This window comes from Sulfitobacter sp. TBRI5 (genome assembly GCF_051013555.1).
Taxonomy (GTDB): domain Bacteria; phylum Pseudomonadota; class Alphaproteobacteria; order Rhodobacterales; family Rhodobacteraceae; genus JL08.
On record NZ_CP112884.1, the window covers coordinates 3,083,426 to 3,102,248 of the forward strand.

Consider the following 18,823-nt stretch of genomic DNA (forward strand, 5'->3'; position numbering starts at 1 on the left):
TTACCTGTCACGCAGACGAAAGGGCAGGTTATGGCGACGCAGGCATTTGAAGATATTGTCGAAGATTTCGAATACCTTGAGGACTGGGAAGACCGGTACCGCTATGTGATCGAACAGGGCAAGGCGATGGATCCTTTGGCGGATGCGCTTAAGGTGCCGGCCACCAAGGTGGACGGGTGCGCCAGCCAGGTCTGGCTGCATCCCGTCGTGGAAAACGGTGTGTTCCGGTTTGATGGCGAAAGCGACGCGATGATCGTGCGCGGGCTGATTGCCGTATTGCGCGCGCTTTATAACGGATTGCCGGTGGCTGAAGTCGCGCAGGTTGACGCGCGCACTGAAATGGCGCGGCTGGGTCTGAATGATCATCTCTCAGCGCAGAGATCGAACGGTTTGCGCGCGATGATCGAACGTATACAACAGGTTGCCGCTGCGTCCTAATCCTTTTCGGCCGCGACATCCGACAGGGTTGTCGCCAGATCGCCATAGCCGGTATAGCGCCGTTCGAATTCCAGACCCAACCGGTCGGCATAGGATTTGGCGCGCGCGGTCAGTGCTGGATCATCGGTTTGCGCCTGATAAACCAGCTTGGTGTAATGGCCGAAATACATGTCTACCAGTTCGGGGTGGCGATCCATGCCCAAAGGTTTCCAGATAAAGGCATCGAATTGCCGGGCCAGAAAATCCGTCAGGTAAAAGGCCGTTATCTCACTTTCGCTTTGTTTCGCAAACCGTTCATTTCCTTCGAAAAAACTGTAGCAGTGCGGGCCGGATACCATTTTCACGCCCATGTCATCGCAGGCGGCCTGAAGATGGCCGCCGGTGCCGCAATCCGCATAGACGACAAAGATATCGGAATAGGCGTTACGGTGCTTTTCCACCGCCTTGCGCACGGCATCGGTGATTTTTTCGGGATGGTTGTGCAGAATCGCCGGCAGACAGGTCAGGTCCAGATGATCCCATGCGTTTTGTGTCTTGAGATCAAGGATCTCGCGCGCCAGCGCGCCACAGGCGACCAGCAGGATGCGGCCCTTGGGCCGGGCCAGTGGCAGGCCCTTTTCGGTCAGGGTTTTGTCGCTCAGATCCACCTGTTCACCCTTTATTCAAACAAACGGCCCGCTCCGGTATGCCGGAACGGGCCGCAAAAAGCGTCTGTTTTTGCCCGTCAGGCTTTGGCCGAATTGTGTTTGCGGCCCATCCATTCCTTGGCGGTTTCCACGGCTACGGCCGCATCGCGGCAATAGGCGTCAGCGCCGATCGCCTTTGAAAACTCTTCGTTCAGGGGGGCGCCACCAACCAGAACAATATAGTCCTCGCGCTTGCCCTGTTCCACCAGCGTATCAATCACAACCTTCATATAGGGCATCGTGGTTGTCAGCAGGGCGGACATGCCCAGAATGTCGGGGCCTTCGTTTTCCAGCGCTTCCAGATAGTTTTCGACCGGATTGTTGATCCCCAGATCGACGACTTCGAAACCCGCGCCTTCCATCATCATGCCGACAAGGTTCTTGCCGATATCGTGGATGTCGCCCTTGACCGTGCCGATCACCATCTTGCCCACGCGGGGCGCGCCGGTTTCGGCAAGCAGCGGTTTCAGGATGGCCATGCCGCCCTTCATCGCGTTCGCAGCCAGCAGAACCTCGGGGACAAACAGGATGCCGTCGCGGAAATCCGCGCCCACGATGGTCATACCGCCGACCAGCGCCTTGGTCAGGATGTCATAGGGTTCCCACTTGCGCTCAAGCAGAATGTTCACACCTTCTTCGATTTCTTCGCGCAGACCGTCATACAGGTCGTCAAACATCTGCTGGACCAGTTCTTCGTCGTCCAGCTCTGACAGGATGATGTCGTCTTCGTCTGACATGGGGCATTCCCTTAATGTTCGCGCACGCAGCGCGGCGTTTAGTGTTCTGCCCGTTTTGGCATTTTGTCACAGTTCCACTTTGCGAATTGCGACATGGCTGGCGCTGCAACCGACCGAATGCCTGCGAAAACGTTCTTTTTTGGCAGGCATGTGGCCGGAAGCGCGCAGTTTTTCTGGCAAATGTTCCCGTAATGTTCTAAATGAGGGCATGACCACAGGTTCCAGTCGCTTTGACCCGAAACATCGCGCGAAAGGACGCGCCGCTGCCAGCAATGTCACTGGCCGATTCGAGCGTTTTCAGCACGTTGCCGAAGATGATGGCTGGGATCTGGCCGAAGAAATGCCGGTGTTGCGCACCCATGTCAGCATCGAAGACCCGCGACGGGTGATTACCTATAACCGGTCGCCCGATCTGCCGTTTGATCGGTCCGTCAACCCGTATCGCGGCTGCGAACATGGCTGCATCTACTGCTTTGCGCGCCCCAGCCACGCCTATCTGGGGATGTCACCGGGTCTGGATTTTGAAACGCGGCTTGTGGCAAAAAAGGATGCGGCGCAGCGGCTTGATGCCGAATTGCGTGCGCGCGGTTACCGCGTGGCCCCGATTGCCTTTGGCACCAACACTGATCCCTACCAGCCGATCGAGAAAAATCACGGTATCATGCGGGATTGTCTGATTGTGTTAAAGCGGTTCCGCCATCCGGTCGCGATTGTGACCAAAGGTACGCTGATCGAACGCGATATTGATATTCTGGCTGAACTGGCAGCGGACGGTCTGGTACGGGTGGGCATTTCTGTGACCACTCTGGATACGCGCCTGTCGCGCTTGATGGAACCGCGCGTGCCCGCCCCGGCGCGTCGTCTGAAGGTGATCGAACGCCTGTCGCGGGCCGGAGTACCTGTCCGGCTGATGGTGTCGCCTGTCGTTCCGGCCCTGACCGATCCCGAGCTTGAAGCGATCCTGAGTGCGGGGCGCAGTGCCGGTGCGACCAGCGCCAGCTGGATCATGCTGCGCCTTCCGCGCGAGGTGTCGCCGCTATGGCAGGATTGGCTGGCCGAGCATTATCCCGACCGCGCGGACCGTATCATGGCGCGGGTGCGCGAAATGCATGGCGGCGCCGATTACGACGCGCGCTGGGGCCACCGGATGCGCGGCGAGGGCGCCTATGCTGAGATGGTGGCGCAACGGTTCAAACTGGCCAGCCGCCGTTTGGGGCTGCATCACAAACAGCCCGAACTGCGCTGCGATCTGTTTCGGGTTCCGGCCAGAGCTGGGGATCAGTTAACGCTGCTTTGATCTGAAAAACACACCATTTACAGTCGGTTAAGGTGCATGATTCGGCTGAGCGATATCAAGGCATTGGCGTTTTTTGTTTCGCATGCGAAAGCGGCCCGTATCAGGCCCGTATCAGGCCCGTGCGCGGCCGCGGCGGGTGCGGCGCGGTGCGGGTTCATCATCACCGGTGCCATCGCTGGCCGATGAAAACGCGCCAAGCGCGGCGGTGATCTGATCCAGCGTCGGGCGTGCGTCGCGCGGGCGGGTGTCCAGCGCATCGCGCATGTGGCGCAAATGGTCGGGCATCGTGCCGCAACAGCCACCGATGATCTTGGCACCGCAATCACGCGCCATCACCGCATAATCGCCCATCAACTCCGGTGTGCCATCATAATGGATGTGTCCGTCAACATACTTCGGGATGCCGGCATTGCCCTTGGCGATGATCGGGCGTTCGGTGCCCTGGGCCGCAAAACCCAGCACCGTGCGCAACAGATCGGATGCGCCGGTGCCGCAATTGGCGCCAAATCCCAATGGCGGGTTGGGCAGTTTTTCGACCATCTTCACCATGTCGGCGGATGTCACGCCCATCATCGTGCGCCCTGCGGTGTCAAAGCTCATCGTGCCGCACCAGTCCATTCCGGCCAGCGCAAAGCCTTCGGCGGCGGCGCGGTATTCTTCGGGCGCGGAAATGGTTTCCAGCCACAACACATCGGCACCGCCTTCTTTCAGGCCGTCTGCCTGTTCGTGAAACATTTCAACGGCGTTTGCGTGGCTTAGCGTGCCGACGGGTTCCATGATGTCGCCGGTCGGTCCGACCGAACCCGCCACAATCACCCTGCGGCCGGATTTGTCGGCGACCTCGCGCCCGATTTCGGCGGCGATGCGTGACAGTTCATGGGCGCGCTTTTCGGCGCCATGCAGTTTCAGACGGGAAGCGTTGCCGCCAAAGGAATTGGTCAGAAACAGATCGCTGCCCGCATCCACAGCCCCCTGATAAAGCGCGGCAATGCGATCGGGGTGTTCATCGTTCCACATTTCGGGCGCATCACCAGACATCAGGCCCATGTTGAACAGATTGGTGCCGGTTGCCCCATCTGCCAGAATGACGTCATAGGTGGCCAACATGTCGCGAAAAGCAGAAGTCATTGGGATGTTCCGGTTTTGAGGGTTTCACAGCCCGGGTGCGCCGCGCTTTCGCGCGGTGTGCCATGTCTGCCCGCATGAGGCAAATTCATAATATTCATGATAATCATGAGGCGGGCGGCAGAACGCGTGGCGTTACAAGGTGATCCGGCCTGCGCGCGGATCACCCGTTTTGCAACGTTTTGCCGAACTGCGCGGCAGGGCGGGATCAGTCTTTGGAGACTTCCGTCATGATCTGGGCCTTGGCTTCGGCCATCAGCTTGGCCATCTGCGCGCGGATCGTCGCTTCGTTTGCCTTGTCCCCCAGATCACCAGAGACTTTGCGAAAGACATCCTCGTGTCCGGCCTCTTCGAAATCGGACTTCACGACCTCTTTGGCGTAATTGGCGGCGGCCTCGCCGGACAGACCCATCAATTCGGCGGCCCACAGACCCAGCAATTTGTTGCGCCGCGCATCGGCCTTGAACTGCATATCGGCGTCATGGGCGTATTTGGCTTCAAATGCGTTTTCGCGTTCGTCGAATGTGGTCATTTCTGGCTTCCTGAAACTGAAGATAAGTTCCTTATAGATATGCAGTCCCTTGGCCGTGTGCGCAAGAGGGCGCGGCCCGCTTGCGACACCGGGTCCCTTGGACTATGAGACTGACAAAGGCGCCGGGGAGTCGGCCCGCCCCATGCACAGGATATTCAATATGGCCCGCCGCAAGAAAATCTACGAAGGCAAAGCCAAGATTTTGTATGAAGGCCCGGAACCGGGCACGATCGTGCAATATTTCAAGGATGACGCCACCGCATTCAATGCGGAAAAGAAAGATGTGTTCGAAGGCAAGGGCGTGCTGAACAACCGCCTGTCAGAATTTTTCATGACCGGTCTGACCAATATCGGGGTGCCGACGCATTTCATCAAACGGCTGAACATGCGCGAACAACTGGTGCGCAGCTGCGAAATCATTCCGCTGGAAGTGATCGTGCGCAATTACGCCGCCGGCAGCCTGTCCAAACGGCTGGGCATCGAGGAAGGCACTGCACTGCCGCGCCCGATCGTCGAATATTGCTACAAGGATGACAGTCTGGGTGATCCTCTGGTGACCGAGGAACATATTGCCGCCTTTGGCTGGGCCAGCCAGCAGGACATGGACGATATCCTGAGCCTGGCGCTGCGGGTCAATGATTTCCTTTCCGGCGTGATGATGGCGGTCGGTATCCGCCTTGTGGATTTCAAGATCGAGATCGGGCGGGTTTACGACGGCGATTTCCAGCGTCTGGTGATTGCGGACGAGATCAGCCCAGACAGTTGCCGCCTGTGGGATCTGGAAACCGGCCAGAAGCTGGACAAGGATGTGTTCCGCCGCGATCTGGGCAATCTGACCGATGCCTATACCGAAGTGGCACGCCGGTTGGGGGTGATGCCGAAAACATCGACACCGATCACCAAACCGACGCTGATCAACTAGGCCGGCGTTCGGCATTCGAGTATTTTTGGACAAATGAAGCTGCAAAGGGTCCGGGGGAACAGATGAAGGCAAGAGTGCACGTGATGCTGAAGAACGGGGTTCTGGATCCGCAGGGCGAGGCGGTACGCCACGCGCTGGGGGCGATGGGATTTGCCGGTGTGAACAAGGTGCGTCAGGGCAAGGTGATCGAACTGGATCTGGCCGAGGGCACCGGCGAGGACGATATCAGGCAGATGTGCGAGCGTCTGCTGGCCAATACGGTGATCGAATCCTACCGGATCGAGGTGTTGTGATGCACGCGGCGGTTGTCGTTTTCCCCGGATCGAACTGTGACCGCGATCTGGCGGTGGCCTTTGAGAAGGCCGGTGCGAAGGTCAGCATGGTCTGGCACAAGGACACGGCCCTGCCGCAGGGGGTGGATATTGTCGGCATTCCGGGCGGGTTTTCCTATGGGGATTATCTGCGCTGTGGCGCGATTGCCGCGAACTCTCCGATTTGCCGGTCGGTGGCGGATCATGCGGGGCGGGGCGGCTATGTGATGGGCATCTGCAACGGATTTCAGGTACTGACCGAAACCGGTTTGCTGCCGGGCGCGCTGCTGCGCAATGCGGGTCTGAAATATATATGCAAAACCATAGGGTTGCGGGTTGCAACATCGCAATCCGCCTATACGCAAGGTTATAATGCAGGCGATGTGATCAACATCCCGATTGCGCATCATGACGGCAATTTTTTCGCTGATGCCGAAACCATTACCCGCTTGCAGGGCGAAGACCGGATCGCGTTTTCCTATACCGATAGCCCCAACGGTTCGGTGGCCGATATCGCCGGCATCCTGTCGGAAAACCGGCGTGTACTGGGGATGATGCCGCATCCGGAACGGGCGGCGGATGCGGGCCATGGCGGCACTGACGGGGCGGCGCTCTTTCGCGCATTGACGGGGGCGCTGGTGACAGCGTGACTTGAGCCTGTGGCACGGGGCGCGTAGTTTGGCCCTATGGCCAACCTTTTGAACATTGCGCCCAAGCGGCAGGCAGCCCCGATCAGCTGGCGGGTGCGCCTGGCTTTGGTGCTGTTGCTGGTGGTGGCGGTGGCGACGGTCTGGGTCACGAACCATCTGCTGACCGAACGCTTTACCGAAAGTACCAAGAACCGGGCCGAACTGCGGCTGGCGCTGTACAGCGGCAACCTGCTGAGCGAATTGCGCCGTAATTCGATTGTGCCACAGCTTCTGGCGCGCGATCCGACATTGATTGCGGCGCTGGAATCCGAAGATTTCAGCCTGTCAACGCAGCGGCTGATTTCCTTTGTCGAAGAAATTGGCGCGGAATCCCTGATGCTGCTGGATGGCAGCGGCCGCACCGTGGCAGCGACCGACCGCAACAGGCTGGGATCGCAACATCGCACAGAGCCTTATTACGTCGATGCGATCCGGTCCAATGCAACGGTGTTTTCCGTGATCCCGCGCGAAAGCGGCGGCTACCGGTTTACCTATTCGCGCCGCATTGAAAGCGGTGCGGCAGTTCTGGGCGTGATCGTGGTCGAGGTGGATCTGCAGAAATTCGAACGGGCCTGGGCGGGCATTTCGGACGCGGTGCTTGTGACGGACAGCGAAGGCACCATCATTCTGGCGACCGAACCGCGATGGCGTGGCCGGATCGAGGGCGAGGCTCTGGCGCAGCAGACGCCGCAGGGCGCGATCCAACGCGCGATACAGGCCACCGCCGACTGGACGGCGCTTCCTGCCGATACCTATCTGCAGGGTGAAGCGGTGATGCGGCTTGAAACACGTATTCCGTTTCGCGGCTGGCGCATGGCGTCGTTCACCACCTATGCATCGGTGCGCGAACGGGTGAACGGGGTTCTGGCGCTTGAAATCATGGGATTCGCAATCTTGCTGGCGCTGGCGTTTTATGCGCTCAGCCGCAAGAACGCCTTGCGCATGGCGCTGTTCCAGCGCGAGTCGGCGGAGCTTCGCGCACTGAATGCAAGACTGCAGCGGGAAATCGCCGAACGCGAGCGGGTGCAGGAATCGCTTTCGGTGGCGGAACAAACGCTGGCTCAAAGCTCTAAACTTGCTGCTTTGGGCGAGATGTCGGCGGCGGTCAGCCATGAATTGAACCAGCCGCTGGCGGCGATGAAAACATATCTGGCCGGGGCGCGGTTGCTGCTGCGGCGCAACCGCCCGGACGAGGCGATGTCGTCTTTTGGGCGGATCGATGATCTGATCGAGCGTATGGGGGGTATTACCCGCCAGCTGAAATCCTATGCGCGCAAGGGATCCGAGACATTTTCCCCTGTGGATATGGGGCTTGCGCTGAATTCGGCGCTGTCGATGATGGAGCCGCAGCTGAAATCACGCCAGGTCGAGATCAACCGGATTTTGCCTGATGCGCCTGTGCGGGTCATGGGTGATCAGATGCGGATTGAACAGGTGATGGTCAATCTGTTGCGCAATGCGCTGGACGCGACCAAATCGGTTCCGAACCCGCAGGTTGATATCATCCTGACGGCGGGCCGTGTCGCCAGCCTGACGGTGCGTGACAACGGCCCCGGAATCGAGGATCTGGACGCCCTGTTCGAGCCATTCTACACGACCAAGCAGGCGGGCGACGGCGTGGGGCTGGGGCTTGCCATTTCCTCGGGGATCGTAAACGACCTTGGCGGACGCCTGATGGCCCGCAACGGTCGGAAAGGGGGGGCGGTGTTTGAAATGCAACTGCCCCTGTTGGAAGAAGAAATTGAAGCAGCGGAGTGACCGGTGATGGCACAAGCGATGAAAATTGCGATTGTTGATGATGAACAGGATATGCGCCAGTCGATCAGCCAGTGGCTGGCCCTGTCGGGATATGACACTGAAACATTCGCCAGCGCCGAAGACGCGCTGAAGGTTCTGGGGCCGGATTATCCGGGCATCGTGATTTCCGATATCAAGATGCCGGGCATGGACGGAATGCAGTTTCTGAAGAAGCTGATGGGCAATGACAGCGCACTGCCGGTGATCATGATCACCGGGCACGGCGATGTGCCGATGGCGGTCGAGGCAATGCGCGTGGGCGCGTTCGATTTTCTGGAAAAACCATTCAACCCCGACCGTATGTCGGCGCTGGCGAAAAAAGCCACCGGCGCGCGTCGTCTGGTGATGGACAACCGCGCCCTGCGGCGCGAGTTGAGCGACGGCACCCAGCTGATGAAAAAGCTGATTGGTGCGGCACCGGTTATGGAACGTCTGAAAGAGGATATTCTGGATCTGGGGCAGGCGGATGGCCATGTTCTGATTGATGGCGAAACCGGCACCGGAAAAACGCTGGTGGCACATGCGCTGCATGCCGTGGGCAGCCGCGCAGGCAAGAAGTTTGTACTAGTCAGTTGCGCCGCGCTGGAGCCCGACGCGCTGGCCAAGCGCCTGTTTGGCCCGATGCAGCCCGAAGATGCGCAATTGCCCGCAATCGAGGAAGCGCGCGGCGGTACGCTGGTGCTGGAAGATATCGAGGCGCTGCCCGAAACACTGCAAGCCAAATTATTGAGTGTGATCAACGAGCAGGGCACACCGGCCGAAACCCGTATCGTTGCGATCAGCAACCTTCAGGAACAGAACCGGACCTGCGAGGATGTCTTGCGCCCCGATCTGTTTTACCGTCTGGCCGCGTTGCGCATCACCGTGCCGCCGCTGCGCCAGCGGGGCGAGGATATTCTGACGCTGTTCACCCGCCTGAGCGAACAGTTTGCCGAAGAATACGGTTGCGATACACCCAAGGTCAGCGCGCAAGAGGCGGCACAGTTGCTGCAGGCGCCATGGCCGGGCAATGTGCGCCAGCTGATCAATGTGGCGGAACGGTCTGTCCTGCAATCGCGCCGTGGCAGCGGAACAATTGCGTCGCTGCTGATGTCCGATCACGAGGATATGCAGCCGGTTATGACCACCGAAGGCAAGCCGCTGAAGGAATATGTCGAGGCATTCGAGCGGATGCTGATCGACAACACGATGCGGCGCCACAAGGGATCGATTGCTGCGGTGATGGACGAATTGTGCCTGCCGCGGCGTACGCTGAACGAAAAGATGGCCAAGTATGGCCTGCAGCGGTCTGACTATCTGTAAGACACGCACAGGCTGAGAAATCGCGAGATATCCCGCCAAACGGACAGGTTTGGCGGGTCTTGCACGAAATGTGGGGCCTCATTTCGCATTGCGGGCACATTGCCCATTGTCATTCTTCTTTTGCTGGCTTTATTGTAACAGAGACATGGCAACGCGATTTTGCGCGTGTGTCATGGGATGAGATTCGCTGTTTCGGGGCCTTGCTGGCGATATGCCGCCCAAGACCGAGGCAGACCGATAGGGCCCGTAAGGGGCCGATGAAATGCCTGAACGTCTAACAGGATGAACAGGAAATAAACGGGTGCTGGCCCGAACAGGTCAAGCATCGGAGAAGAAACGCGATGAAGCGCGCGGACGTATTGAGACACAGAGCAGGGGCCCTTTCGGGCGCCGCCTGTCGCGCGCCTGTTTTCGCCCGAACAAGTCACCTTCCCGAGTGCAGTGATCCCCCGGGATCAGGGCCTGGGCCAAGGTGCAATTGGACAACATGGCTAAGAAAATGCTTATCGACGCCACCCACGCCGAGGAAACGCGCGTGGTTGTGGTGGATGGAAACAAGGTCGAGGAATTCGATTTTGAATCCGAAAACAAACGCCAGCTTGCTGGCAATATCTATCTAGCAAAAGTTACGCGGGTCGAACCGTCGCTTCAGGCGGCGTTTGTGGATTACGGCGGAAACCGGCACGGTTTTCTGGCGTTTTCGGAAATCCACCCCGATTACTATCAGATACCCGTCGCCGACCGCGAGGCGCTGATGGCCGAAGAACAGGCCTATGCGGACAGCCTTAAGGCGCGTGAAGACGAAGACGAAAAACCGAAATCCCGCAGTCGCGGGCGCAGCCGCAGCCGATCCAAGGCCGAAGCGGTCAGTTCCAAGGACGCCGTTGAAACGCAGGACGTGGACGGCGAAATCTCGGGCATGGAAACCATTGATCTGGGCGATGACGATCTGGAAGGATCGTCGCCCATGGAAACGGTGGCCGAAACCCCGGTGGACACACCAAGTGCCGAAGAAGAGACGACAGACGAAACAGGCGATGACGCTGCAGATGTCGAACAGGCAGACGCCGGCCAGGCAGATGGCGGCGATGATGACGATGACAGCCCGGCAAAGGGGGCGAGTGCCGCCGCCAAGGATGACAGCATCGAATCCGTAGCGGACGAAGATGACATCGAAGATATCCGCCCGCCGCGCAAACCGCGCCCGCGCAGATACAAAATTCAGGAAGTGATCAAGGTACGCCAGATTTTGCTGGTGCAGGTCGTCAAGGAAGAGCGTGGCAACAAGGGCGCGGCGCTGACGACATATCTTTCGCTGGCTGGCCGGTATTGCGTGCTGATGCCCAACACGGCACGTGGTGGTGGCATTTCGCGCAAGATCACCAATGCAGCCGACCGCAAGAAACTGAAAGAGATCGCACAGGAAATCGAAGTGCCCAAGGGCGCGGGACTGATCGTGCGCACCGCCGGTGCCAAACGCACCAAGCCCGAAATCAAGCGCGATTACGAATATCTGCAACGGTTGTGGGAACAGATCCGCGAACTGACGCTGAAATCGATCGCGCCCGCCAAGATCTATGAGGAAGGCGACCTGATCAAACGGTCGATCCGTGATCTTTACAATCGTGACATCGATGAAATTCTGGTGGAAGGCGAACGCGGTTACCGCATCGCCAAGGATTTCATGAAAATGATCATGCCATCGCACGCGGTGAACGTGAAACAGTATCGCGAAAGCCTGCCGCTGTTTGCCCGTTTCCAGGTCGAAACCTATCTGGCCGGCATGTTCAACCCGACGGTGCAGTTGAAATCGGGCGGTTACATCGTGATCGGAGTGACCGAAGCGCTGGTGGCGATCGACGTCAACTCGGGGCGGGCCACCAAGGAAGGTTCGATCGAAGAGACCGCGACCAAGACCAACCTTGAGGCCGCCGATGAAGTGGCGCGCCAGTTGCGCCTGCGCGACCTTGCCGGACTGATCGTGATCGATTTCATCGACATGGACGAACGCAAGAACAATGCCGCTGTTGAAAAGCGTATGAAGGACCGGTTGAAAACCGACCGTGCGCGTATTCAGGTGGGCCGTATTTCCGGTTTCGGCCTGATGGAAATGTCGCGCCAGCGCCTGCGCCCCGGCATGATCGAGGCAACGACACAGCCCTGTGCCGCCTGTCATGGCACCGGTCTGATCCGGTCGGACGACAACCTTGCGCTGTCGATCCTGCGCCAGATCGAAGAAGAAGGCACCCGCCGCCGCTCGCGCGAGGTGCTGGTCAAGGCACCGGTCGGCATTGCCAATTTCCTGATGAACCAGAAACGCGAACACATTGCCCAGATCGAGGCCCGCTATGGCCTGTCTGTGCGGGTTGAGGGCGATCCGCATCTGGTCAGCCCTGATTTCGCGTTGGAAAAATTCAAGACGGCCACCCGTGTTGTGCCCGCTGCATCTGCTCATGTGGTGTCGGTGGATACATCGATCATGGATCAGATCGACGAAGACGAAGCGCAAAGCGAGGCCGCCGCAAAGGCACAGGATGACGTGCAAACGCAGGATGGCAATGGCGAAGGCGATGGCAAACCCAAGCGCAAACGTCGGCGCAGATCGCGGCGGCGTGGCGGCAGCAAGAACAATGGCGAGGGATACACCAACGGTGCGTCCGCAGATGGCGACAGCGATGTGACCGAAGAGGGCGACGCTACGCCGGCACAAGCGGAAACCGTGACGGCCAAGGACGCATCCGCTGATGCAGACGCGCCGGCGCCCGAAGAAGATGACAAGGCCGAGGACGCCCCTGCTCCGAAGAAGAAAACAACGCGCACACGGTCGACGACAAGCAAGGCCAAGGGCAAATCTGCAGCCGCCAAAAAGGCCGAGGCCGAAGCCGAAGCTGCACCGGCTGCTGCCGAACAGGCCGATGCGACCGAGGTGAAGGCAGAAGACGCCGAAGCCGCCCCGGCCAAGCCGAAACGCACCCGCAAACCTGCGGCACCGCGGGCCAAAAAGCCGAAAGCCGATGCAGAACCGGACGCGTCGGTCAATGACGCGGCCAAGGCGCAACCGGTTGATGCCGCTCCTGCGCCCGAATCCAAGGCCGCACAGGCCCCGACACCGGCCCCCGCAGCAAAACCCGCACCCGAACCGGTGCCGGAACCTGTCGGACCGGTCGCGTCAAGTGAACCGGCCAAGCCAAAGCGCAAAGGCTGGTGGTCACTGGGCAAGTGATCCGGAATTGACGATGATACAGAATTTGGGCAGGCCGCTGGTCTGCCCTTTTTCGTAGCTGGGGCGCAAAAGCCTAGCTGCCGGATTTCCGGATCAGATAGGTCTGGACCCCATCGGCATCGGTGGTGTCGAGCAGGGTATGGCCCGATTCCAGGCAATAATGCGGCACATCGACCACGGCGGCGGGATCATCGGCCCGCAATGCCAGAACTGCGCCCGCAGGCAGGGATTTCAGCCGTTTGCGGGCCTTGAGTACGGGCAGGGGGCACAGCAATCCGGTGGCGTCTAGATGATCGGTGATCTGGGTCATGGTCCCCAGATAAGCGGGATGTTACATCCTGTCCACACAGATGTGACCGCATGCGATGCGACAGGGGCGTGACGCCGTGCGCGGTGTCGCGTAAGGGACGGGATATGTTTGGAATTGACATCATAGACGCCGGGCTTTTGCCGGGAATGATCGTGGCGCTGACAGCCGGGATCATCAGCTTTCTGTCGCCCTGCGTGCTGCCCATCGTGCCGCCCTATCTGGCCTATATGAGCGGGGTCAGCCTGAACGAGATCGAAGGGTCGCAAGCCGCACGGCGCAAGGCGGTTGTGGCGGCGTTGTGTTTTGTTCTGGGCCTGTCGACGGTGTTTTTGTTCCTGGGCTTTACCGCGTCGGCGTTCGGGGCGTTTTTCCTGCAAAACCAACAGCTTTTCGCGCAGATTTCAGGCGTGGTTGTGATTATCTTCGGGGCGCATTTTCTGGGTATTTTCCGCATTCCCTTTCTGGACCGCGAGGCGCGGATTGAAGCCGGTGATCACGGCGGCACATCGTTCGGCGCCTATATTCTGGGGCTGGCCTTTGCCTTTGGCTGGACACCGTGCATCGGGCCGCAGCTTGGAGCGATCCTGTCGCTTGCCGCATCCGAGGCTTCGGTGGCGCGCGGCACCATGTTGCTGGGCATCTATGCGCTGGGTCTGGGCCTGCCGTTCTTGCTGGCGGCAATGTTCCTGACCCGCGCGATGGGCGTGATGAACCGGCTAAAGCCGCATATGAAGCTGATCGAACGGATGATGGGTGTGTTGCTGATCCTTGTCGGTCTGGCGCTGGTCACCGGGGCATTCAGTTCGTTTTCCTATTGGTTGCTGGAACGCTTCCCTGCCTTGGCGACGCTTGGATAGAGCCTTACTCTTGCCGGAAAATCGCGCTAGCCTTGCGCCAGAGCGAGGAGCAGGATGGACAGGACCCCACCCAATCAGGTGCGCAAAAGGCGGGTTTTCTATATTCCCGGTTATGATCCCTTTCACCCGCGCCGCTATCGTGAACTGTATCGGCGCGAAGGCGCGGATCAGGCGAAGATATCCGGATACAGCCTTGATCTGAAACCGAAAACAGTAGGTGATACCTTTGGCTGGCACGTTGCGGGCGATATGGACGGCGCGCAGGTGTCGGCGGAATTCGATGTACTTCTGTGGTCCGATATCGTGCGCGCCAGCATGGCTGGCACCATTCCGGGAACCTATGCGCAACTGGTGCGCACCGCGTGGACCTATTTCAGCACCGGTGCGTTGTGGCGGCTGATGCGGTTGCGCAAAGGGCCGGTGATCGCGGCGCTTTATCCGGTGGGCATGTTGCTGGGGCAACTGGCGCTGGCGGTCGCGCTGGCCGCGCTGGTGCGGGCCGGTCTGGCGCGTGGGATTGATGCGGTAATGCCGTCGGCCGGAGTGGCCGGTAACGCACTGGCGCTGGTGGCGGGGCTGGGTGCAGCCGTGGCGGCGCTGCGCTGGTTCAAGGCCAAAGACAACAAGCTGTTCGCCTATTACCTGATGCATGATTACGCCTATTCAGCGCAATCGCGCGGTGCCTATCCTCCCGAACTGGAACAGCGCATGGCGCAATTCGGCGATGCGATTGCCGCCGCTTTGGATACCGATGTGGACGAGGTTCTGGTCGTGGGTCATTCTTCGGGGGCGCATCTGGCCGTGTCGATCCTGTCGGATCTGATCCGCGCAGGGCGGGTGCCGCCAAAGGGGCCGCATCTGGCGTTTCTGTCGCTGGGGCAGGTGGTGCCGATGGTGTCGTTCTTGCCCCGGGCGCACCGGTTGCGCGCCGATTTACAGTTTCTGTCAACGCGGAATGAACTGGTGTGGGTCGATGTTTCGGCGCCGGGGGACGGGTGCGCCTTTGCGCTGTGCGATCCGGTGGCGGTGTCGGGGGTCGCGACGAAAGGCAAACGCTGGCCTCTGGTATTTTCAGCGGCCTTTACCCAAAGCCTGAGTGCCGCGCGCTGGAAAGAGTTGCGCTGGCGGTTTTTCCGGCTGCATTTCCAGTATCTGTGCGCGTTCGACCGGCCAAGGGACTATGATTACTTCCGGATCACCGCAGGGCCGGTGACGTTGAAAGACCGCTATGCGGGGCGGCCCGCATCCCGTTCGCGGATCGAAACGCCGGTGTCCAAATACGCATCGGTCGCCGCATGACGACACCGCCCAAACCGCCCGCGCGCGCCGACAAGGTATCGCTGTGGCGCTATGCGCGCCTGTTTCGTGCCGATATACTGTCGGCCCAGCCGGCGCGGCTTTACCGCGCCAAGATGGCCGAATTCCGCACGCCGTTTTTCCGCAGTTTCCTGCTGAACCAGCCGGATCTGATCCAGACGGTGTTGAAAGAGCGCCCCGATGACTTCCCTAAATCGGACCGGATCGGCGAAGGCTTGCGCCCGCTTTTGGGCCAATCGGTGTTCCTGACAAACGGCGAGGTCTGGAAACGCCAGCGCCGTATCATTGATCCTGCCTTTGAAGGCGGGCGCCTGAAAGACACGTTTCCCGCGATCTGGGAGGCCGCGCAGGCGGCGGTGGGGCGGCTTGCGGCGCAGGGTGATGGCATCGTGGAGGTTGAGGCCGAAACCAGCCACGCGGCGGCGGATGTGATTTTTCGCACGCTGTTTTCCATTCCCATCGAACACCGGATCGCGGCGCAGGTTTTTGACCAGTTCAAAACCTATCAGCGCAGCCAGCCGATCCTTAATCTGGCGGCTTTTGTGCCGGTGCCGCGCTGGATGCCGCGCTTCTTCCGGCGGCGCACCAAACGCACCGCCGCCGCCATCCGCAGCCTGATCACCCAGTTGACGCAAGAGCGGATGCGCGCGATCCGCGATGGCAGCGCCCCTGATGATCTGGCCACCAAGATAATGACAACACCCGATCCGGAAACCGGCGCGTGCTTTGAAACGCAGGAGATGGTGGACCAGGTCGCGATCTTTTTTCTGGCCGGGCATGAAACCAGCGCGTCGGCCCTGTCCTGGGCGCTTTATCTGCTGGCGCTTTACCCCGACTGGCAGGATCGTGTCGCCGCCGAGGCTGAGGTGCTGGAAAAGTGCGATTTTGCACTGCTGTCCGGGTTGCGGATCAGCCGCGATGTGTTTCGCGAAACCTTGCGGCTTTACCCGCCGGTGCCGATGATGGTGCGCGAGGCCACACAGCAAGAGCGGTTTCGCGACCGTGATGTGCCAAAAGGCGCGCAACTGGTGATCAGCCCGTGGCATCTGCACCGCCACACAGAATTATGGGACGCGCCGGACGAATTTGACCCGTCGCGCTGGCAGACCGAAAATGGCAAATCCTGCCAGCGTACGGCCTATATCCCGTTTTCCGCCGGGCCGCGCGTGTGTACTGGGGCGGGTTTTGCCATGGTCGAAGGGGTGGTTTTGCTGTCCACCCTTGTGCGGCATTTCCGGTTCGAAGTGGTAAACGGGCGCGATCCGGTGCCGGTGGCGCATCTGACGGTACGGTCCATGGACGGGATATGGCTGCGGATCAGCCGGCGTTAGGGGCGCAGGTCTGGTAGGGTCCGCCAGAGTGCCACCCATCAGCTAGCGGTTGGTTAGTGCCTTTAACACGAACACACGGATTGCCGAAGCAAGGCCGATTTCGGTGCCGCGTTCTTCATCAATGCTGGCGGCCAGCGCGTTGATCGGCATGTTTCGTTCCTGCGCGATCTGCACAAAGGCAGTCCAGAACTCATCTTCCAGCGACACGCTGGTGCGGTGCCCGCGCAAGGTGAGAGAGCGTTTTTTTGGCCGCGCGCTCATGTCTCGCGCTTGTGGGCGTCAAGTTGGCTGACCGCGCGATCTGCCTTCGCGCGGTTCAGGTCACGCTGGGTTTTGGTCAACCCGTGCTTTGCGGCGTTTTCATCCGCCGCCTGTTTGCGCGCCGTCTTGGCGCGGGCCTTGCGGGCCTTGTTCAGGTTGACCGGCGTGGTCATTTCGGCCCGATCATGTTTTCGGGGCGCACCACGCGTTCGAATGTTTCGGCATCGACAAAGCCCAGTGCAATCGCTTCTTCCTTGAGGGTGGTGCCGTTCTTGTGCGCCGTCTTGGCCACCTTGGTGGCGTTGTCATAGCCGATTTCCGGGGCCAGCGCCGTGACCAGCATCAGGGATTCGCGCATCAGTTTTTCGATGCGCACCGGATCGGCCTGCAAGCCGACCACCAGATTGTCGGTGAACGCGCTGGCCGCGTCGCCGATCAGCTGCATGGATTGCAACACGTTATAGGCCATCATCGGCTTATAGACGTTCAGTTCGAAATGCCCCTGCGATCCGGCAAAGCCGACGGCGGCATCGTTGCCCATGACATGGGCACAGACCTGTGTCAGGGCCTCGCACTGGGTGGGGTTCACCTTGCCCGGCATGATTGAGCTGCCGGGTTCGTTTTCGGGCAGGATCAGTTCGCCCAGACCGCAGCGCGGGCCAGACCCCAGCAGGCGGATATCATTGGCGATCTTGAACAGCGACGCGGCCACGGTTTTCAGCGCGCCCGAAATTTCCACCATTGCATCATGGGCCGCCAGTGCCTCGAATTTGTTGGGGGCAGTGATAAAGGGAAGCCCGGTGATGTCGGCCATGTTCGCGGCGACGGTGGTATCCCAGCCTTTGGCGGTGTTCAGACCGGTGCCCACGGCGGTGCCGCCCTGCGCCAGTTCGTAAATCCGCCCCAGCGCATCCTTGATCCGCTGGATGCCCATCGCGACCTGATGGGTATAGCCGGAAAATTCCTGGCTGAGGGTCAGCGGGGTGGCATCCTGTGTATGGGTACGCCCGATTTTGATGATGCCGTCAAATTCGCGCACCTTGGCCTGAAGCGCGGCATGCAGTTTTTCCAGACCGGGCAGGGTGACATCGCGGGCCGTCATGGCGGTTGAAATGTGCATTGCGGTTGGGAACGTATCGTTCGAGGATTGCCCCATGTTGCAGTGATCATTGGGGTGAACCGGGTCTTTCGATCCGATCACGCCACCCAGAAGCTCGATGGCACGGTTGGCGATCACTTCGTTGGCGTTCATGTTGGATTGGGTGCCCGACCCGGTTTGCCAGACGACCAGCGGGAAATTATCGTCAAATTTGCCCTCTACCACCTCGCCAGCGGCCTGAATGATCGCGTTGCCCAGCGTCGCGTCCAGCTTGCCCGAGGCGACATTGGCCTGCGCACAGGCCTTTTTGATCACCCCAAGGGCGCGCACGATGGCGATGGGCTGTTTTTCCCAGCCGATCGGGAAATTGATGATCGAACGCTGCGTCTGCGCCCCCCAATATTTGTCAGCGGGGACTTCCAGTGGGCCAAAGCTGTCGGTTTCTGTGCGGGTCTGGGCCATCATATTCTCCAATTCCAGTGTTGGGTGCGGTTTACCCATACGGATGGATCAAGGCAATCGCGCAGATATGGGCCAATTGGCGCAGGGCGGGCACAGCACCCTTGCCTTGATGGTGATCTGGCCCCAC

19 protein-coding genes are annotated in these 18,823 nt (G+C 60.0%); 11 read left to right on the plus strand and 8 right to left on the minus strand.

Going from position 1 to position 18,823, the window contains the following annotated elements; translation table 11 throughout:
* Positions 1-30 precede the first annotated feature (30 nt).
* Entirely contained in the window at positions 31-438 is a 408-nt protein-coding gene (locus tag OLX72_RS15495) for a SufE family protein (protein ID WP_114872276.1), read from the plus strand.
* Here OLX72_RS15495 and OLX72_RS15500 read toward each other — a convergent pair.
* Positions 435-1,085, minus strand: coding sequence for a DUF1638 domain-containing protein (locus OLX72_RS15500; RefSeq protein WP_114870300.1), 651 nt, complete (start codon positions 1,083-1,085; stop codon positions 435-437). The genes OLX72_RS15495 and OLX72_RS15500 overlap by 4 nt on opposite strands.
* A 77-nt stretch (positions 1,086-1,162) precedes the next feature.
* Positions 1,163-1,861 (minus strand): corrinoid protein, encoded by a 699-nt coding sequence (locus OLX72_RS15505; RefSeq protein WP_114870299.1) that lies wholly within the window; start codon positions 1,859-1,861, stop codon positions 1,163-1,165.
* Positions 1,862-2,069: 208 nt separating this feature from the next.
* On the opposite strand from OLX72_RS15505, the gene OLX72_RS15510 reads away from it, so the two are divergent.
* Positions 2,070-3,158: a PA0069 family radical SAM protein gene (locus tag OLX72_RS15510; protein ID WP_433989033.1), complete on the plus strand. Its 1,089-nt coding sequence runs from the start codon at positions 2,070-2,072 to the stop codon at positions 3,156-3,158.
* A gap of 111 nt (positions 3,159-3,269) precedes the next feature.
* Here the strand turns inward: OLX72_RS15510 and bmt are convergent, their stop codons facing one another.
* Both bmt and OLX72_RS15520 read right to left on the minus strand, forming a co-directional pair.
* Complete coding sequence (gene bmt / locus OLX72_RS15515) at positions 3,270-4,286, minus strand: betaine--homocysteine S-methyltransferase (RefSeq protein ID WP_114870298.1); 1,017 nt, start codon at positions 4,284-4,286, stop codon at positions 3,270-3,272.
* Positions 4,287-4,491: 205 nt separating this feature from the next.
* On the minus strand, positions 4,492-4,815 hold the full coding sequence (locus tag OLX72_RS15520) for a DUF1476 domain-containing protein (protein WP_433989034.1): 324 nt from the start codon (positions 4,813-4,815) through the stop codon (positions 4,492-4,494).
* Positions 4,816-4,975: 160 nt separating this feature from the next.
* Between OLX72_RS15520 and purC the strand changes: the two genes are divergently transcribed.
* The 6 genes from purC (at position 4,976) to OLX72_RS15550 (ending at position 13,059) form a co-directional block, all read left to right on the plus strand.
* Positions 4,976-5,737 carry a phosphoribosylaminoimidazolesuccinocarboxamide synthase gene (gene purC / locus OLX72_RS15525; RefSeq protein WP_114870296.1) on the plus strand — a complete coding sequence of 254 codons (762 nt, stop codon included), beginning with the start codon at positions 4,976-4,978 and terminating at the stop codon, positions 5,735-5,737.
* A 62-nt stretch (positions 5,738-5,799) separates the two neighbouring features.
* Positions 5,800-6,030, plus strand: coding sequence for a phosphoribosylformylglycinamidine synthase subunit PurS (gene purS / locus OLX72_RS15530; RefSeq protein WP_114870295.1), 231 nt, complete (start codon positions 5,800-5,802; stop codon positions 6,028-6,030).
* Entirely contained in the window at positions 6,030-6,698 is a 669-nt protein-coding gene (purQ, locus tag OLX72_RS15535; protein WP_433989035.1) for a phosphoribosylformylglycinamidine synthase subunit PurQ, read from the plus strand. The genes purS and purQ overlap by 1 nt, the downstream gene beginning before the upstream one ends.
* A gap of 36 nt (positions 6,699-6,734) precedes the next feature.
* Positions 6,735-8,495, plus strand: a complete 1,761-nt coding sequence (locus tag OLX72_RS15540) for a sensor histidine kinase (protein WP_114870293.1) — start codon at positions 6,735-6,737, stop codon at positions 8,493-8,495.
* Positions 8,496-8,501: 6 nt separating this feature from the next.
* A complete protein-coding gene (locus OLX72_RS15545; protein ID WP_114870292.1) occupies positions 8,502-9,836 on the plus strand; it encodes a sigma-54-dependent transcriptional regulator in 1,335 nt (444 codons plus the stop codon).
* A 487-nt stretch (positions 9,837-10,323) separates the two neighbouring features.
* A complete protein-coding gene (locus tag OLX72_RS15550; RefSeq protein ID WP_433989036.1) occupies positions 10,324-13,059 on the plus strand; it encodes an Rne/Rng family ribonuclease in 2,736 nt (911 codons plus the stop codon).
* Between the two features lie 73 nt (positions 13,060-13,132).
* Here the strand turns inward: OLX72_RS15550 and OLX72_RS15555 are convergent, their stop codons facing one another.
* The gene (locus OLX72_RS15555; RefSeq protein WP_114870290.1) at positions 13,133-13,369 is read right to left on the minus strand and encodes a sulfurtransferase TusA family protein; all 237 of its coding nucleotides are present in this window, start codon (positions 13,367-13,369) and stop codon (positions 13,133-13,135) included.
* A 104-nt stretch (positions 13,370-13,473) separates the two neighbouring features.
* Here OLX72_RS15555 and OLX72_RS15560 point away from each other — a divergent pair, with 104 nt between their 5' ends.
* The 3 genes from OLX72_RS15560 to OLX72_RS15570 are packed head-to-tail and all read left to right on the plus strand — an operon-like array spanning position 13,474 to position 16,874.
* Positions 13,474-14,226 carry a cytochrome c biogenesis CcdA family protein gene (locus tag OLX72_RS15560; RefSeq protein ID WP_433989037.1) on the plus strand — a complete coding sequence of 251 codons (753 nt, stop codon included), beginning with the start codon at positions 13,474-13,476 and terminating at the stop codon, positions 14,224-14,226.
* A 54-nt stretch (positions 14,227-14,280) separates the two neighbouring features.
* The gene (locus OLX72_RS15565) at positions 14,281-15,525 is read left to right on the plus strand and encodes a hypothetical protein (protein ID WP_114870288.1); all 1,245 of its coding nucleotides are present in this window, start codon (positions 14,281-14,283) and stop codon (positions 15,523-15,525) included.
* The gene (locus tag OLX72_RS15570; RefSeq protein ID WP_114870287.1) at positions 15,522-16,874 is read left to right on the plus strand and encodes a cytochrome P450; all 1,353 of its coding nucleotides are present in this window, start codon (positions 15,522-15,524) and stop codon (positions 16,872-16,874) included. The genes OLX72_RS15565 and OLX72_RS15570 overlap by 4 nt, the downstream gene beginning before the upstream one ends.
* Before the next feature lie 42 nt (positions 16,875-16,916).
* On the opposite strand, the gene OLX72_RS15575 is transcribed toward OLX72_RS15570, so the two are convergent.
* Genes OLX72_RS15575 through fumC form a run of 3 tightly spaced genes read right to left on the minus strand, consistent with a single transcriptional unit; the run spans position 16,917 to position 18,696 of the window.
* The gene (locus tag OLX72_RS15575) at positions 16,917-17,135 is read right to left on the minus strand and encodes a ribbon-helix-helix domain-containing protein (RefSeq protein WP_114870286.1); all 219 of its coding nucleotides are present in this window, start codon (positions 17,133-17,135) and stop codon (positions 16,917-16,919) included.
* Entirely contained in the window at positions 17,132-17,308 is a 177-nt protein-coding gene (locus tag OLX72_RS15580; RefSeq protein WP_114870285.1) for a DUF4169 family protein, read from the minus strand. The genes OLX72_RS15575 and OLX72_RS15580 overlap by 4 nt, the downstream gene beginning before the upstream one ends.
* Positions 17,305-18,696, minus strand: a complete 1,392-nt coding sequence (gene fumC / locus OLX72_RS15585) for a class II fumarate hydratase (protein ID WP_114872274.1) — start codon at positions 18,694-18,696, stop codon at positions 17,305-17,307. Before fumC ends, OLX72_RS15580 begins: the two co-directional genes overlap by 4 nt.
* Between the last annotated feature and the right edge of the window lie 127 nt (positions 18,697-18,823).

Bases quoted from the DNA above. Each gene is read 5' to 3' on its own strand.
- OLX72_RS15570 (WP_114870287.1), top strand. From the start codon at position 15,522: ATGACGACACCGCCCAAACCGCCCGCGCGCGCCGACAAGGTATCGCTG.
- purQ (WP_433989035.1), top strand. From the start codon at position 6,030: ATGCACGCGGCGGTTGTCGTTTTCCCCGGATCGAACTGTGACCGCGAT.
- OLX72_RS15560 (WP_433989037.1), top strand. From the start codon at position 13,474: ATGTTTGGAATTGACATCATAGACGCCGGGCTTTTGCCGGGAATGATC.
- fumC (WP_114872274.1), bottom strand. From the start codon at position 18,696: ATGGCCCAGACCCGCACAGAAACCGACAGCTTTGGCCCACTGGAAGTC.
- OLX72_RS15575 (WP_114870286.1), bottom strand. From the start codon at position 17,135: ATGAGCGCGCGGCCAAAAAAACGCTCTCTCACCTTGCGCGGGCACCGC.
- OLX72_RS15550 (WP_433989036.1), top strand. From the start codon at position 10,324: ATGGCTAAGAAAATGCTTATCGACGCCACCCACGCCGAGGAAACGCGC.
- OLX72_RS15520 (WP_433989034.1), bottom strand. From the start codon at position 4,815: ATGACCACATTCGACGAACGCGAAAACGCATTTGAAGCCAAATACGCC.
- OLX72_RS15555 (WP_114870290.1), bottom strand. From the start codon at position 13,369: ATGACCCAGATCACCGATCATCTAGACGCCACCGGATTGCTGTGCCCC.
- OLX72_RS15505 (WP_114870299.1), bottom strand. From the start codon at position 1,861: ATGTCAGACGAAGACGACATCATCCTGTCAGAGCTGGACGACGAAGAA.
- OLX72_RS15540 (WP_114870293.1), top strand. From the start codon at position 6,735: ATGGCCAACCTTTTGAACATTGCGCCCAAGCGGCAGGCAGCCCCGATC.
- OLX72_RS15565 (WP_114870288.1), top strand. From the start codon at position 14,281: ATGGACAGGACCCCACCCAATCAGGTGCGCAAAAGGCGGGTTTTCTAT.
- OLX72_RS15495 (WP_114872276.1), top strand. From the start codon at position 31: ATGGCGACGCAGGCATTTGAAGATATTGTCGAAGATTTCGAATACCTT.
- bmt (WP_114870298.1), bottom strand. From the start codon at position 4,286: ATGACTTCTGCTTTTCGCGACATGTTGGCCACCTATGACGTCATTCTG.
- purC (WP_114870296.1), top strand. From the start codon at position 4,976: ATGGCCCGCCGCAAGAAAATCTACGAAGGCAAAGCCAAGATTTTGTAT.
- OLX72_RS15545 (WP_114870292.1), top strand. From the start codon at position 8,502: ATGGCACAAGCGATGAAAATTGCGATTGTTGATGATGAACAGGATATG.
- purS (WP_114870295.1), top strand. From the start codon at position 5,800: ATGAAGGCAAGAGTGCACGTGATGCTGAAGAACGGGGTTCTGGATCCG.
- OLX72_RS15580 (WP_114870285.1), bottom strand. From the start codon at position 17,308: ATGACCACGCCGGTCAACCTGAACAAGGCCCGCAAGGCCCGCGCCAAG.
- OLX72_RS15510 (WP_433989033.1), top strand. From the start codon at position 2,070: ATGACCACAGGTTCCAGTCGCTTTGACCCGAAACATCGCGCGAAAGGA.